Origin of the sequence: Paraburkholderia sp. BR13439, assembly GCF_040948805.1 — a bacterium.
Classification (GTDB): domain Bacteria; phylum Pseudomonadota; class Gammaproteobacteria; order Burkholderiales; family Burkholderiaceae; genus Paraburkholderia; species Paraburkholderia youngii.
Genome location: NZ_JBFPKN010000005.1, coordinates 215,206 through 231,064 on the forward strand (window position 1 = coordinate 215,206; position 15,859 = coordinate 231,064).

The window sequence follows — 15,859 nt, forward strand, 5'->3', positions numbered from 1 at the left end:
TCAGCCGTACGCGCGCTCGCGCATCCACTTCGTCATGATCCATTTGTCGCCGGCCAGCACCGGCGCGCCACCGTGCAGCGTCGACGGGTCGAGCTGGCGTTCACCGTTCATGTAGCGGAAATACACCGCGCCGCCCGCCCGCGCCGCGACCGACAGGCCCGCTGAGGGAAACACCGTCTCTCCGCCGTCCGCGACGTCGTTCAGATAGATGATCAGTGTCGCGACGCGTTGGCCGCACTGCGCGGTATGGACCGCGCTGCCCGGCTGATCGGGCGCGAAGAAGTCGAAATGCGGGCTGTACTCGCCGCGCGTGTCGTAATGAAGCACCTGCAGGCCTTCGCCGTTTTCGAGCGGCCAGTTCGTCAGGCTCGCGATGCGTCGTTCGATTCGCGCGATCAACCGGTCCTCGCCGCGCCGATACCAGACGCCTTCGCTGGTCCGGCTGCGGATCACGTCTTCGTGGCCGGTGAGTGGATTGACCGTCGTCGAGCGCTTCAACCGATGCCGCGAGCGTTCGATCAGCTCGGCGCATTCCACGGCCGACAGCACGTCGGCGAACACGACCAGCTGCGGGCGCTCACAGCGCAGCAGCACGCGTACGTCGCGGTCAGCGGCGCGGATCAGGTTGCCGCGCGCGAGCGGCGCAGCGTCGTATCGATAAGGATTGGTGGCGGGATCGGCCACGGTGGCGGGCGCTGGGGGGCCGCACGCGCGCCGGTCGAACGCATGGTGGACCGCCACACGGGCTTCGCCGTCGGCAAAGCCGGCCTGCACCATCGCGTCGATCATCGAGCCCGGCGTGCAGCCGCGCGCGACATTGCTGCTCAGCCATTCTTGCCAGGCGGCATCGACGACTCGCATAGCGTTTCCTGTACGGCGGCCCGGCAAGGCGTGCGGGCACGCGCGTGCTTCGATGATAGCAAGCGCGATGCGCGCGCCGCCGCCCGCACGCGCCTAGCCGCGCTCGCGATTCAACTGCCCGCGATAGTGCAGCAGCCCCCGGCGCGCCTGCTGCCTGAGCATCCGCTGCACGAACGGCGACCAGCCGAACAGCGTGCCGCGCACGCCCATCGCCTGGCGCATCCACAGCCACAGATCGAAGCGGTCGCGATGTTCGACGATGAGCCCGTCGCGGAACACGAAACGCGCTTCGATCCGGTTCACGACGTCGCGCCCGGTCTGGACGAAACGGTAGCGCGCCACCCACTGTGCGCGGCCGGTACGGTCGTCCGCCTGGATGTCGCTGAAGCTCAGCGTGAAGTCCTGCGCATGCTTGACGAGCATGCGCCACATGTCGCGCACTTCGTCGCCGACCAGCTCGCCGAAGGCGGGGTCGCTGAAGACGGCGTCGTCGGCATAACAGGCGACCATGGTCTCGGCGTCGCGTTGCTGGAAGGCAGTGTAGAAGCGTTCGATCAGCTCGGTGTTGGGATGGCTCATTGATGTCGTGTGGTGTATTGCGGGAGCGCATCACGTGTCATGCACGCGCAGAGTCGCACGCTCCGGAAAAACAGCCCGCGCGCGGCAGGCGGCGCGCATGGCGCACACGATATAGGAAAACGGTGTGAATGGGGGGCCGGCGCGAGCCGACGACGGCTTTACCCTTCCGATACCGCCGCCTTGAAACGCGCCACCTCCGCCCGCCCGGCGAGCCCCCACACCACCGCCGCCACCGACGCCGCGACGAGCGCCGCCACTCGCAGCGCCGCCGCAATCGTGGCCCTTCACGAGCGGATCAGTTTCACCAGTTCGGCGATCTGCTTCGCGCAGCTTCGCCGCGCCTCTTCCTCGACGTCCCGATACAGCCGGATGATGGTTTCGCCGACCGGCGTCAGCGTGCAGCCGCCGCCGCTCTGACCGCCCTGCTCCGATTGCGTGGCCGGCGACTTCAGCGAGCGATTCAGCTCGTCGATCAACAGCCACGCGCGCCGGTATGACATGTCGAGACTGCGCGCCGCCGCCGAGATCGATCCATATTCGCGCACCGCTTCGAGCAGATCGACCTTGCCTGGCCCGAGTGCAACCGCATCGCCGTTGCGGATGCGCATTCTGAAGCGCACCTCGGGACGCGCCCTGGTGGACTTCGTCGCCGGAGCGGCTCGGCTTTTAGCGGGTTTTGCGGTGTCGGCCATGCGCGCAAGCATACACGAACGGTTTCGCGCCGACCCCTCAGTGGCGCGCTTCAAGGCTGCCGTGGAAAGCAGTACCCGTAGTCTTCGCAGCCCGGGCAACCCGGCGCGGGTCCCGGTTGCAGACCCAACGAGATCGCGCATTGCGCGGCGAGGAATTTCTTCCAGCGCAGGTTGTCGACGTTGCGCTCGACCAGCGTCGGGAAGTAGCGCGTGAGCATCCACGTCACTTCATCGCGGCCCGCGAGGCCAAGGTCGCGCCATAGATGATCCGGACGCAAACACGCATGGGCGATGATCGTCGCGAGACAATGCGCGTCGTCGGGATGGACCGTGCTGCCCGCGCTCGCGACGAGCAGCGCGTGCAGTGCATGGACGAAGCTCGCCTGTTCGCTGGGGACCACCGGAAGCGGCAATGCCGGAATGCGCGCACGGACGAAGTGCCTCGCTAGCAGCGCGCGCCATGCATGCGCTTGCAGGCCGAGCAACGCGAGTTCGTTGCGAGCGTCGCGCGCGGCGATCAGTTTGGCGAACAGACGCGTATCGGCGTCCTCGGGTTCGCTGGCCCCGCGTAGCCACCCACGCATGCAGTCGGCCATCAACGGATCGTCAGGCATGGCTGGATCAAACTTCCTCCGCATAGGCGCGGCCTCGAATCTCGGCCAGCGACGTATCAACCAGCAAGCGGCCCGTATCGAACACCGTCTCGAGCACTTCGTCCCACTCGCCCGCCACCGTGCGCTCGTCCCACACGATCGGCAACCTGACCGTCCGGTACTCGCCGCTGCTGCGATGGCGCAGCAACGTGAGCCGGCCTTTCTTCGAGCGCTTGCCGTGATCCGTGACCGGGTCCTTCGACACATCGTGCCACGTGTCGCCGAGCCGGATCGCGGAGCACTTCATCGCGAAGCGCTGCGTATCGCGGTTGATCTTCTGCAACAGCGCGCCGCCCATGCCGAACACGATGTTGTCGGCGGCGAAGCCGGCCTCGTCCATCGCGGCAAGAATAGCGGGGATCGAATCCGGGTTCACCTCGTCACCCTGGATCACACGTACGTGGTCGAGCACGCGCCGCCCCTTGCTGTTCGTCTGCGAGCCGAACGACGCCTCCAGCGAGCGCAGCGTGTACAGCACGATCGTGCAAGGATCGCCGGAATCCGGGCGAATCACCAGCGTGCCGCCGGAATCGAGCACGGCCTGCTTCAACTCGCCGCCCCATGCGTTCAGCGCGGCGAACAGGTCGTAAGAGTCGGACACCACCGAAACGATCGCGCCCGGCTTGCCGAAGCGGGCGATCATGTTGCGATACGCGTCGACTTCGCGCTCGCGGCCCCACGCCGTGATCGTGCTGTGCTCGGCCGCCGGCACCGAGAACGCGGCCATGCTGTCGTGGTAGTAGTGATTCGCCGCAACCACGCCGAGCACCGTATCCGAGCCCATGAAGCTGACGAGGTGCGCCGCGCCGCCGATCGCGGCCGACTCCGCGCTCGACACGCCGCGCGCACCGAAATCGTGCAGTTTGAACGGCAACTGCGAGAGATCGTCGCTGCTTTTCAGCAGAGCTGCGCGGATCGTCTGGCGCAGATGCCAGCTTTGTGTCGCGACCGTGATCGGATACCACACGCGCATCAGCATCGTCTCCAGATACGACGCGAGCCAGAACACGTGGGGATCGTCGCATTCGACAGTGACGAGCACGTTGTGCGTCGGCACGACCGAGCCCTCGGGCACCGCGCGAATCCGCACCGGCAGATGGCCGCCATATTGCTGCACGACGTAGCGCCAGCCCGCTTCGTTGAACGGCTCGCCGTGCGCGCTGAAGAACGCGCGCGCCTGGTCGATCATCGCGCCGGTGACCGGCCGGCATAGGTATTCCTTCAGCAGCATTTGCAAGCCGAAGAACAGCGTGCGCTCGTAACGTCCGCCGCGCGATTCGATATACGAGAACATTGCCGTCGCGTCGGGCGGATATTGTAGAAAGTGCGATGCCTTGTACGAATCCGTATTCAGAATCGGATTGGACAGGATCGACGCGAGGTCGCTGAAACCCTGCGCGTTTTGCATGGACGGTGCTGCGCTCACGTGATTTTCTCGCTCGAGTGACCGGACGGCGCGAGCCGCTCTACCTCTTCAGAATAGGCTGGGAGATGACCCTGTATCTCACCTTACTACGGTATGCGCGATAGCGCTCGTCGTCGGCCTAGACCCCTGGCTTCAATTGCGGCGGCAGATTCGGCCACGTCGCGAGCAGCCGGCCGAGCATGCTTCTGCGGCGCTCCGCACCCGCCGGCCACAGCATGTTCGCGAGCAGGCCGATGCCTTGCGCGAGCCCGCTGTCGCGCGCGCACGCGACCAGCGGCACGCCGAGGCTCAGCGCCTCGTCGACGTGCCGATCGTCGCGCGGCAGTTGATGCGCGACCCTTGCGCCGAGCGTGCGTTCGAGCATCGGCAGATTGATCTGCGCGTCCTTGTCGTACTGATTGACGACGACCCGCACCTTGCTGGCCGGATGCCCCAGCTCGCGAAAGATATCGAGCATGCGGCGCGCGCCATGCAGGTACAGCGGGTTCTGCCGCACCACCATGCAGATCGCGTCGCTATGCGCGAGCGCGCGGATCGTCAACGGATTCAGGCTCGGGCCGACGTCGATCAGCACCGCGTCGTAGCGCTGGCGCACCAGCGTCAGAATCCGCTCGAGTTGGCCGGGCAGCAGTTCGGCGGCCTTCAGCGGATCGCCGGCGCCGGCGAGCAGATCGAGGTTCGGGCGCACGTGCATCGCGCATGCGTCGAACAGCGCCGCGTCGAGTTGCTCATTGCGCGAGCACAGATCGGCGAGCGTCATCGGCGGCGGGCGATTCGCCATCAGCAGGCTCGCGTCGGCGAATTGCTGGCTCAGGTCGATCAGCAGCACGCGCCGCTCACGCCGCGCCGCGAGCGCGCACGCGAGGTTGACCGCGATCAGCGTGGTGCCGCTGCCGCCCTTGCTCGACGCGAGGGTGACCACGCGCGCGCAGCGCCGCTGGGGCGCGCGACGCCGCGCTTCGATCTGCGCGAGCGCATCGGCGACGGCGTGAGCGTCGAGCGGCCACGACAGCACCTGCCGCACGCCCGCGCGCAGCGCCGCGCCGATCAGCGCGCTGGACGGCGCCGGCGTCACCAGCATGCAATGGAGCATCGGCGCGCAGGCGAGCGCTTCCTCGACGCAGTCGAGTCCGCGGACGTTCAGACGGGCGTCGTCGACGATCAGCAGGTCGGCTGTGCGGAGCATGCGCGCGTGGATCGGCAGTTGCCGGGCCGAACCGTACGCGGTGTGCAGCCGATAACGCACGCCGCTCTGTTCGAGCCGCACGACGATGCGCTGCGCGTTTTCAATGCTCGCGGCAATCAGGAAGATGTCGATCATGGCAGCTCTGCGGCGCGTGGCGCGTCATGCGCGGGTTTTTATTCAAGTCGTCTGTTCACGATTGACGACGCAGGTTTCGGCGCGAACTCCTTACCGCGGCGCTCCTCCGTGAAAACCATGAGCCGGCAAACGGTGCTATCGAATTCCTGTACGGCCGTCGCGAGCCGGTATCGAGCAGCAGGCGTCAAACGTCGTCTTCATCGTCGTCACGCCGATGCGCCGCGCTGCGTTCGGCGCGCACCGGCATCTCGTACAGCCTGTCGCGCAGCATGCCGCGACGGATCTCGGCCTGCGCGCGGCGCTCGAGCGCCTCGGCGACGACAAGCGTCAGCAGATTGACCGACGAGCCCGCCGCTTGCGCGAAAAAGCGCGCGCGCGACGCCGCGACATAGCGCCGGTCAATGCGCCCCGTTCCCTCCGAAGCGGCCGGCCTGCGAATCAGTAGTGGTTTCATGACAGCCCCCGATGTCGATCGGATTTGCGCCAGGTTACGCCGCTTCGCTGCAGCGCCCCGGCCGTCGGGTCAGGATGCCGTGCCCGTGCCAACCCACGGACACGGCCCCTGGTTCACCTCGTACATTCGTCTCTCTGTGGAGACGATGGCCTCTCTCCCCGCTTCATCGCGCCGGCCGGTCCCGATCCGGCGCTGCCCCTTCCCTTTGCGGCGCGTCGCTCGCGAACGTCGCCAGCGCGTTGCCTGTCGTTATCGCCATCCTTTTCGCGTCGTCAGGACAAAAAAGTCGAAAAGGAAAAACGGCGAAGTCGATGCCTTTTTTCGTCCGGTTTTGAATGGCCGTCATACCGGTCCGCCACTCAACCGTTTTTCTCACGTATTTAATAAGGCCCCGCCGCGCTTCCGCAGACACTTGATGGCTTCCCCGACCATGCCTGCGAGTGAGCTTTTTACCGCCAGTCTTTTTTAATCCGGTTTTTCCCCGTACCGTCGACCTGGCTGCAAAACATTTTTCTGTGCAGACCTTATTGCAACGCTTATGCCAACCCGCTTAACAATCGGTAAGGCGCCCGTCAAAGCTTCACGCTGCCGTGAAATCGGCTTGCTTTCGACGCGGCGCGAGCCTGCCCGATTTTTGGCGCAGCGCGCATTGATTCGTTTGTGACACGCCAATTCGCCGCGCGTTGGCGGCAAAGCGCGCTCCCCGCTGCCTCTCGCCAGCCTCCAGGCTGGCCGCAAGGCCGGCTACACGCGGCTTCGCCGTTCCTCGAGGTTGGAAAAGCGTCCCGCCCGGCACCGCAAAGCGCAGTCGACTCGTGCTGTCCAATCTGTCGCAACTGTGAAACACGACTGCTTACGCTTCGTCAGTTTTAGTCACGCCTTAATACCAGGGCAATTGCTAAGCAATGTGCGATTCCTCGCATAACCGACCTTGACCGTTTATTTATTAGTGATCCATGTTAATCCGAAAGCCAACACGCATTCCTGATCCATGATTCTTTTATCTGGCGCTTTCAGGCGCTTTCGCTTATCGTTAGGCCATGCGCCAATCAGAGCGCTTGTATCAGGTCAACGAGGCAAGCCACGGTTCAAGTGGTTTTCACGATTCGGGGATAAAGTCGCCGGGCAGTTTCAGCAATGAACGACAAGGTCACCGCCATTGCATGAATCGGTCCGCCATGCAGCGCGTTCCGGTTCGCGCCGCGCTTGAAGTGTCCCTTGTTCGTGTTCGCTGCTGCCGTGAATGCGTCGCAGCCGGAGTGCAGTAACTGGCCGCCTGAATCTCACAACGCCGCACAGCAGTCCTGAGGATCGAACGGGGGGAATCATGACTACGACTTGCACGCTGGCCGACACGGAACGCACCGTTCTGTACGTGGCGAACGCGCCCGACCAGAAACTCGCCGAGTTTCTGGCCGCGTCGGGATGGCAAGCCGTGCACGCAAAAAGCACGGCCGTGGCCGAACGCATGATCGAACGCGGCAACATCAAGGTTGGTCTCGTTCAGTTGCCCGAAGATTGCACGTCTCAGCAGCTATCCGCGTTCGCGCTGTGCATGCGCCGCGTCGAGACCAACTGGGTCGCGCAGATCGTGCCGGGCCAGGCCGACAACGAACTGGTCAGCCGTTTCATCCTCGATTACTGCTTCGACTTCGTCACGCAGCCGTGGCTCAACGAGCGGCTCGTGTTCGCGCTCGGCCATGCTCATGGGCTGTCGAACCTGCGTCAGCCGCGCGTCGCTCCGGAGCCGTCGGTCGGCCGTCACGGCATGGTCGGTCAATGCGAGCCGATGCAGCAGCTCTACCGGCGCATCGACAAATGCGGCGTGACCGACGCACCCGTGTTCATCGCAGGCGAATCGGGCACCGGCAAGGAACTGACCGCTCGTGCTATTCATGATCGCTCGCCGCGCGCGGGCCGCACGTTCGTCGCGATCAATTGCGCGGCGATTCCGCCGAGCCTGTTGCAGGCCGAACTGTTCGGCCACGAGCGCGGCGCATTTACCGGTGCGCTGCAACGCAAGATCGGCCGCATCGAGAGTGCGCATGAAGGCACGCTGTTTCTCGACGAAATCGGCGACATGCCGCACGAATGTCAGGCGGTGCTGCTGCGCTTCCTGCAGGAAGGCACGATCGAGCGGCTTGGCGGCAACGGGCCGATCAGCGTCGACGTGCGGGTGATCTCGGCCACCCACGTCGACCTGGAGCGCGCCGTCGAGGACGGCCGTTTCCGCTCAGACCTCTATCACCGGCTGTGCGTGCTGCGACTCGTCGAGCCGCCGCTGCGCGAGCGCGGCGGCGACATCAAGCTGCTCGCCAATTACGCGCTCAGCATGTACAAGCAGGACGGCGCGCGCAAGCTGCGCGGGCTGTCGAGCGACGCGATCGTCGCCATGTCGAACTATCCGTGGCCCGGCAACGTGCGCGAGCTGATCAACTGCGTGCGCCGCGCGGTCGTGATGAGCGAGGGCCGCTTCATCACGGCGAGCGACCTGGGCCTGCCCGAGGCCGACAATGGCCCGGCGGTCACGCTCGCGGAAATCCGCAGCAAGGCCGAAAAGGATGCGATCGAGAATGCGCTGCTGCGACACGGCTACAAGCTGTCCGATGCGGCCGCCGAACTCGGCATTTCGCGCGCGACGCTGTACCGGCTGATGCACGCGAACCGGCTGCATCAGGAGCCACCCGGACGCGGCGCGAGCAGCGGTCCCGATGCCGGCGACGAAGCCGAGCGCCAGACCTCGTCGTTGGCATGAGCGCGGATTCAAGCGTTTTTTGCAGTGAACGCTTAGCAGCGCATGGTGACAGCAATTGATCGATGAAGACTCACAAGCGCTCTTCTTGCAGCTAGCGTAGTCATACGGCGCGTCCCCGCGTCACCGCCAGCATTGCCACCCGGCAAGCGGCCTCCTACCCCTTGCGAGGCCTCGCCCACGGGGCCTTCCGGGCAGGCTTTCTGCCCACTTCGCCAGGCCTGCCGGCCATCATCGGCTATGCTATCGGCTCAACGCCCCATCCGGCGAGCGCCGCCCTCGCGGCCCTTTCGCCCGTCCGGCGGGCCTCCGCCGCAGGAACTTCAGCGCCCGAACCCGTGTCCGTCCGGGGTCGCCGCGCTGAAACAGCCCTGCGTTCCGGCACAATCGTCCGCCCTGGCTTCGTCTCGCTCTACACCCCCATGCAAAAATTTCTCCGTATCTGTTTTTTCATTTTTCTGGTCGCCGGCGCGGCGCCCGTGTTCGCCGCCGCGCCTGAGCCCGCCCATTCCACGCCCGCTTCCGCCGCCGTCACGCTGACACCTCAGCAGGCTCGCGACGCGCTCTCCGTCCTGAACGACCCCAAACGCCGCGCGCAGGTCGCCGATACGCTGCAGGCGATCGCCGCGGCCGGCGCGTTGAGCGCGCCGCCCGCTTCCGCGCTGGCGGCCGCGTCGGCACCGGCCGCCGCCAGCGGAGCAGCCTCGCTCGTGCCGGCCGCGTTCAAAAGCAATGGCCTCGCATCGCAGATCGCGCGTCAGGGCGCGCATTACGCCGGCTATCTCGCGACTTCGCTGCGCGGCTCGGTCGCCGCGCTGCTCGATGTCGCTTCGGTGCGCGCGTGGTGGAACTGGCAGTTCGCCAACCCGCACGCGCGCGTGGTGCTGCTCAAGGTGCTGTCGTCGCTGCTCGCCGCGCTGATTCCCGCACTGTTGCTCGAATGGCTGACGCGCCGGCTGCTGCGGCGGGTCTACCGGGCGATCGCCGCGCGCCGCGAAGCCGCACAGCAGGATGACAACGGCGCCGCGCCGGCCGGTCATACGCCGACGAACACGCCGCCGCTGCCCGCTCGGTCGTCGGTGCCGCCGGTGCTCGAGGCAGAGGCGCAAGCCGTCGCCACTGGCCCCGCCGCGCCGTACGCGACGCCGTCCGAGAAAGGCCGCGCGATCGAAGCCGAAGGCAAGCGCAACGCGACGCACCACTGGACGCTGCTGCAACGTCTGCCGCGCTCGTTGCTTATCACGCTGGTCAGGCTGATTCCGCTTGCCGTGTTCGTCGCCGCGGCAAGCGCGGTGATTTCGATCATCACCGACAACGGCACGCCGCAGGACCGCGCCCTCGATTCGCTGATCGACGTCTATGTGGTGTGCCGCTGCGTCGTGATCGTCGGCGCGTTCTTCCTGCAGCCGAGCGCGCCGCGTCTGCGGCTGCTGCGCATGGGCGATGCGTGGGCCGCGTTCATCCTCGGCTGGATCGTGCGAATCGTCGGCGTGGTCGGCGCCGGCGTCGCGCTAGCCGAAGTCGCGCAGGCGCTCGGGATGAACGACGCCGCGCATCTCGCGCTGCTGAAAGTGGTCGCGCTGGTCGGTCACGTGATGATCTCGATCCTCGTGCTGCGCTGTGCGAAGCCGGTTGCTAACCGGATTCGCATTCGCTTTTCCGCGCACGAGTCGTTGCAGATGTTCGGCAACGCGCTCGCGGACGCGTGGGCCTGGGTTGCCGTGGTCATCGTGATGGGCCTGTGGTTCGTGTGGGCCTTCGACGTACAGAACGGCTATCACGCGCTCGTGAATATCGGCGGCATGACGCTCGCGATTCTGATCGGCGCGCGGCTCGTGTCGATCGTGATCTTCGGTGCGCTCGCGCGCATCTTCCACGTGCAGGACGAAGCGTCGCGCTCGCTCGTGCATCAGCACGCGTATCGATACTATCCGGCGCTCCGGCGCGTGATCGGCTGGGTCATCGGCATTGTCACCGCGTTCGTGCTGTTGCAGGCGTGGGGCGTCGATGTCGTCGATCTGTTCCGCAGCGGCACGATCGGCCACCGCCTCGCCTCGGCGCTCGCGACGATCGCGGTCGCAGCGATCATCGCGCTGGTGGTGTGGGAGGTGGTCAACGTGTCGGCCGAGCGCCGCCTCGACGACTGGACGAGCAGCGGCGATCTGGTGCGCGCCGCGCGGCTGCGCACGCTGATGCCGATGCTGCGCAGCGCGCTGTTCTGCGTGATCGCGCTCGTCGTCGTGCTGACGGGACTAAGCGAACTCGGCGTGAACATCGGGCCGCTGCTCGCGGGCGCGAGCATCTTCGGCGTCGCCCTCGGCTTCGGCTCACAGAAGCTGGTGCAGGATTTCATCACCGGCATCTTCCTGCTGATGGAAAACGCGATGCAGGTCGGCGACTGGGTTACGCTCGCGGGCGTGTCGGGCACCGTCGAATATCTGTCGATTCGCACCGTGCGCCTACGCGGCAGCGACGGCTCGCTGTTTACGGTGCCGTTCAGTTCGGTGTCGACCGTGAACAACACGAATCGCGGCATCGGCAACGCGGCGGTGCGCGTGAATATCGTGTTCGGCCAGGACGTCGAGCGCGCGATCGACACGCTGAAGGAAATCGGCGCATCGCTGCGCGCGGATGACAAGTTCAAGGACGGCATCCTGGCGGACTTCTCGTTCTGGGGCGTCGATGCGGTCGACGGTTCGGCGATCACGCTGGCCGGCCAGATGCAATGCCGCGATACGTCGCGCTGGGGCGTCCAACGCGAGTTCAACCGGCGCATCCTCGAGCGCTTCAGCGAGCTCGGCATCGAGATCGCGAATCCGCAGCGTCATCTGCTCACGTGGGACCCGGCGAGCAAGGCCAAGGTCGATGCGGGCGTGCCGCGCATCCACCACGTTGGACAGCCTGATGGCGGCGAGCACACTCCGCACAAGGGCGACGCGCCGCTCGACGATCAGATCCCCGTCGATCCGAGCCCGGCCGGTGGCCCCGGTACGCCCGCCAATCCGGGCTCGACCTCGCCGCACGCGTGACGTGACACGCCGCGCGTCGCACGCGTAAAGGTTCGCTAGCGCCGCGCAGCGCTAGCGAACCTGCCACCAGCGCGGCAACAGGCGCCGCACTTCCGGCCTGCGAAAGCGGTCGTCGATCAGATGCACGACGCCGCGATCCTGTTCGGTGCGAATCACGCGCCCCGCCGCCTGCACGACTTTCTGCAATCCCGGGTACAGGTACATATAGTCGTAGCCATTGCCGAAGCGCGCATCGAGCGCACGGCGCATCTGCTCGTTGACGTCGTTGACCTGCGGCAGACCGAGCGTCGCAACGAACGCGCCGATCAGTTGCTGTCCGGTCAGATCCACTCCCTCCGAAAACGCGCCGCCGAGCACCGCGAAGCCGATCCCCTGATTCATCGTCCTGAAGCGCGCGAGAAACGCATCACGCGCGGCTTCGTCCATGCCGGGCTCCTGCGTCCACACCGGCAAGCCGGGATGCCGCTCGCGCAGCAGCGCGACCACGCGTTGCAGATAATCGAAACTGCTCAGGAACCCGAGATAATTGCCGGGCTGCGTGTCGTACTGCTTCGCAATCAGTTCGACGATCGGCGCGAGCGAGCGCTCGCGATCACGCCAGCGCGTCGATACATGAGCCGCTACGTGCACCTGCAACTGCTCCGCGCGAAACGGTCCTTCGACATCGAGCCATTGCGTGTCGTCTGCGAGCCCAAGCGTGTCGCGATAGAAATGCTGCGGATTCAGCGTGCCGGAGAACATCACCGTGGTACGCGCGGCCGCATAGCGTGGCGCGAGAAACGGCGCGGGGATCACGTTGCGCACGCATAGCGTCGCACTGGTCTTGTCGCGCGGCGCGTAACGGTCGGCGCTCAATGTCACGTCGAACATCGAGTGCTCGCCGAACTGCTCGGCGAGCGCGACGAAGTGCATCGCATCGAAGAAAAAGCGCAGCGCGTGTTCGTCGATCGACAACGGCGCGTCGGCGAGCTGATCGGTCACTGCGCCAATCAGATTCTGCGCGGCGGATAGCAACTTTCCGGGGATCTCCGCGTACACCTGGTAGCTGGCCGTCTGCGCGCGCTTCAGCGCATTCCATTCGCGCTGCAAACGTTCGAGCGGCTTCTTCAGCGCCGCCGGCGCGCTGTTGCGCGCGAGCCGGATCGCACTTTGATCGAGCGACGCGGTATACATGCGCCGCGCGCGTTCCAGCAGGTTGTGCGCCTCGTCCACCAGCACGCCCACGCGCCACTGATTGATCTGCGCGAGCGCATGCAGCATCGCGCTCGCGTCGTAGTAGTAGTTGTAATCGCCGACGATCACGTCGGCCCAGCGCGCGAGCTCCTGCGCCAGATAGTACGGACACACGTCGTGCGCGAGCGCGGCCTCGCGCACCGCCGCGCGATCGAGCCGCGGCGTCGCGAGCGCCGCGGCGCGCGCCGCATCGAGACGATCGTAAAAGCCGCGCGCGAGCGGACATGACTCGCCGTTGCAGGCTTTGTCCGGATGCTCGCAGGCTTTGTCGCGCGCGACGAGTTCGAGCGTTCTGAGCGGCAGCGGCGCGCTATGGTGCAGCGAATCGATCGCGTCGAGCGCAAGTGCGCGGCCCGGCGTCTTCGCGGTCAGAAAGAACACGCGATCGAGCCGGTCTTCGCCGCAGGCTTTGAGCAACGGAAAAATCGTCGCAAGCGTTTTGCCGATGCCGGTCGGCGCCTGCGCCATCAACGGCTTGCCGTCGCGCGCCGCACGATACACCGCTACCGCGAGCTCGCGCTGCCCACGGCGAAACTGCCCATACGGAAACTGCAACTCGACGAGCGCCGCATTGCGCGCAGCGCGATGCGCGTCTTCCTGCACGGCCCAATCGAGAAATCGTTCGCACTGGTCGACGAAGAAGATTTCGAGTTCGCGCGCGCTGTGCTGCTGTGTCAGCACGGTTTCCTTCTGACTGCCGATATCGAAGTACACCAGCGCAACCGTCAGCTCGGCGAGCCCGCGCGCCTCGCACAGCAGATGCCCATAGACGAGCGCCTGCGCCCAGTGCAGCACGCGATGATTGGCGGGCATGCGGGCGAGATCGCCGCGATAGGTCTTCACCTCTTCGAGCCGGTTCGCGATTGGATCGTAGCCGTCCGCGCGGCCACGCACGGTCAGACTGCGATGCGTGCCCGTCAGCGTGAGTTCGGTTTCGTAGCCGCCCCCGCGACGGCCGGCGACCATCTGATGACCGGCAATGCCTTCGAGCGAAGTCGGCGCGGGCGTGAAGCGCAGATCGAGATCGCCGCGCCGCGCGGTGAATTCGCACATCGCGCGGACAGCTACCACGTAGCTCATACGACGCGCTCCGCTTCGGCTCGCGTCGCGACGTCCGCTTCGCCCTGCGCCTCTTGCCCGGCCCAGCGCACATCGACGACGCGCACCGGCATGCCGTGCTGCGCGCAGTACGCGAGCCAGCGGATCTGATTGTCCTGCAGACGATCGCCGGGGCCTTTCACCTCGATCAATTCATAGCGACGCTCGGCCGGCCAGAACCGGATCAGGTCGGGCAAGCCGGAACGATTGCCGCGAATGTCGCGCAGCAAGCGCTCGAACCACAGCTTCAGATGCGTGGCGGGCAGACAGTCGAGCGCGAGCGCGACGAGTTCGGGCGTCAACAGTCCCCAAAATACGAACGGCGACTGCATGCCGGTCTTCTGATGCAGATGCCGCAGAATCGTGTCGCGATAGACACCGCTATCGAGCTGCGCGAAGCACGCCGCGAACTGCGTGGCGCGACGCGCGCAAAAATCCGGCGCGTGCAGATCGGCCGGTTCGCGCTGGAACGGATGAAAAAAAGCGCCGGGCAGCGCCGCGAACACCGGCTCCCAGCACAGCAGGCCGAACAGCGAATTGATCAGCGCGTTCTCGACGTAGTGCACCGGCGCGGCGTCGCTGCTCAGATGATCGCGCACCACGTATTCGACGGGCACCGGCGTGTCAGGCTTCGGCAGCACCAGCGTGCCGCGCTCCACAGGCCGTGCCGCCGCCGCGCGCGGCACAGGCACGCCGCATTTGCGCCGCAGGCGCGGCAACATCCGGGCGACACGCTGCGCTTCTTCTTCGCTCTCGGGCGCTGCATCGGCCTGCAAAGCCAGCGCGAGCGCTTCGCCGTCACGCTCGCTGCGCTCGAGCACGCGCATGCGTCGATGACGCGCACCCGGCCACGCGCATGCGTCGTACGCCTCGAGTGCGGTGCTCCACTGTTCGCGCCGCTCGCACTCCTGGCCGATCCGGAACAGCAGTTTCGCGCGACGCGTTTCCAGCCACGGATTCGCAGTATCGATCGAGCGGACGGTCGTGATCAGTTCTTCAAGCGTGGCGGCGCCGGTGTCGGCCGGTAGCCATTCGAGCGCTTCGCGGCACGCGTGCAGCGCGAGATAAGCGTCGATGTCCGCGCGTTTCTGGAATGCGCGCGACGACGGTCCGAACGCGACCTTCTCGTACTGGAACACGCCAAGATCGGCGAGTACGAACTCCGACCAGTCCTGATATAGATTGCCGAAGAACATCAGCCGCAAGCGATCGCACAACGGCGCGATCGCAACGTGCAGCACGCGGTCCGTAGTGGCGTCGTGCCACGCGGCGAGCGGACGTGATGGGCATGCTTGCGCTTCGCCGCTTTCAGCTTCGTAAAACGCGCGCAGCGTTTCGAGCAGATCCGGTTTGCGCAATGCCCTTGCGCCGGGAATTCGCGCGATCGCGTCCGCGAACAGCTCCAGCAATTGCGCACGTGTGCTGAGGGCAAACAGATCGTCGAGCGACAGAGCCGGCTCGGTGTCGATCCAGCGATGCACCGTCATCGGCATCGCCGCCTGCAACGGACAGCCAATTTCCTCATAAACGAGGCGGCTCGCGCGAAACAGCATGCCCTTGCGCATCAGCATGCGCACCAGCAACGCACGCGATGCCTGCGGCAATGACGTGAAAGTGCTCAGAAAAGCGTGCTCTTCGTCGTCGAGCAGGTCGTCGTAACGCGCGGCGAGCCACGCCAGCGCGCGCTCGAAATTGAGCAGATAGTAAGGGGCCTCAGAGCGGATCTCTGAGCGAGCATCGGTTGCCACGGACTTTGTGCAG

At 65.9% G+C, this 15,859-nt stretch carries 12 protein-coding genes; 2 read left to right on the forward strand and 10 right to left on the reverse strand.

All coding sequences use genetic code 11. The annotated features are described in order from the left end of the window. The 8 genes from AB3X96_RS12510 to AB3X96_RS12545 all read right to left on the reverse strand — a co-directional run bounded on the left by AB3X96_RS12510 (position 1) and on the right by AB3X96_RS12545 (position 6,332). Positions 1–861, reverse strand: a complete 861-nt coding sequence (locus tag AB3X96_RS12510; protein WP_368589975.1) for a 2OG-Fe(II) oxygenase — start codon at positions 859–861, stop codon at positions 1–3. 93 nt (positions 862–954) lie between these two features. Beyond that, a complete protein-coding gene (locus tag AB3X96_RS12515; protein WP_368589976.1) occupies positions 955–1,440 on the reverse strand; it encodes a nuclear transport factor 2 family protein in 486 nt (161 codons plus the stop codon). A gap of 284 nt (positions 1,441–1,724) precedes the next feature. Next, entirely contained in the window at positions 1,725–2,144 is a 420-nt protein-coding gene (locus tag AB3X96_RS12520) for a winged helix-turn-helix domain-containing protein (protein ID WP_254905988.1), read from the reverse strand. A gap of 38 nt (positions 2,145–2,182) precedes the next feature. Continuing rightward, positions 2,183–2,746, reverse strand: a complete 564-nt coding sequence (locus AB3X96_RS12525) for a nitrogen fixation protein NifQ (protein ID WP_368589977.1) — start codon at positions 2,744–2,746, stop codon at positions 2,183–2,185. A gap of 7 nt (positions 2,747–2,753) precedes the next feature. Then, positions 2,754–4,193: a nicotinate phosphoribosyltransferase gene (locus AB3X96_RS12530; RefSeq protein ID WP_368589978.1), complete on the reverse strand. Its 1,440-nt coding sequence runs from the start codon at positions 4,191–4,193 to the stop codon at positions 2,754–2,756. Positions 4,194–4,329: 136 nt separating this feature from the next. After that, positions 4,330–5,532: a CpaE family protein gene (locus tag AB3X96_RS12535; RefSeq protein ID WP_368589979.1), complete on the reverse strand. Its 1,203-nt coding sequence runs from the start codon at positions 5,530–5,532 to the stop codon at positions 4,330–4,332. Positions 5,533–5,716: 184 nt separating this feature from the next. Continuing rightward, the gene (locus AB3X96_RS12540) at positions 5,717–5,986 is read right to left on the reverse strand and encodes a hypothetical protein (RefSeq protein WP_368589980.1); all 270 of its coding nucleotides are present in this window, start codon (positions 5,984–5,986) and stop codon (positions 5,717–5,719) included. Positions 5,987–6,149: 163 nt separating this feature from the next. Further along, entirely contained in the window at positions 6,150–6,332 is a 183-nt protein-coding gene (locus tag AB3X96_RS12545; RefSeq protein WP_368589981.1) for a hypothetical protein, read from the reverse strand. A 981-nt stretch (positions 6,333–7,313) separates the two neighbouring features. On the opposite strand from AB3X96_RS12545, the gene AB3X96_RS12550 reads away from it, so the two are divergent. Both AB3X96_RS12550 and AB3X96_RS12555 read left to right on the forward strand, forming a co-directional pair. Continuing rightward, positions 7,314–8,741: a sigma 54-interacting transcriptional regulator gene (locus tag AB3X96_RS12550; RefSeq protein WP_368589982.1), complete on the forward strand. Its 1,428-nt coding sequence runs from the start codon at positions 7,314–7,316 to the stop codon at positions 8,739–8,741. 419 nt (positions 8,742–9,160) lie between these two features. Further along, complete coding sequence (locus AB3X96_RS12555) at positions 9,161–11,767, forward strand: mechanosensitive ion channel domain-containing protein (protein WP_368589983.1); 2,607 nt, start codon at positions 9,161–9,163, stop codon at positions 11,765–11,767. A 51-nt stretch (positions 11,768–11,818) separates the two neighbouring features. Here AB3X96_RS12555 and AB3X96_RS12560 read toward each other — a convergent pair whose 3' ends face one another. Further along, positions 11,819–14,080, reverse strand: coding sequence for an ATP-dependent DNA helicase (locus AB3X96_RS12560; RefSeq protein ID WP_368589984.1), 2,262 nt, complete (start codon positions 14,078–14,080; stop codon positions 11,819–11,821). Continuing rightward, a complete protein-coding gene (locus tag AB3X96_RS12565; RefSeq protein ID WP_368589985.1) occupies positions 14,077–15,846 on the reverse strand; it encodes a VRR-NUC domain-containing protein in 1,770 nt (589 codons plus the stop codon). The genes AB3X96_RS12560 and AB3X96_RS12565 overlap by 4 nt, the downstream gene beginning before the upstream one ends. Positions 15,847–15,859 lie beyond the last annotated feature (13 nt).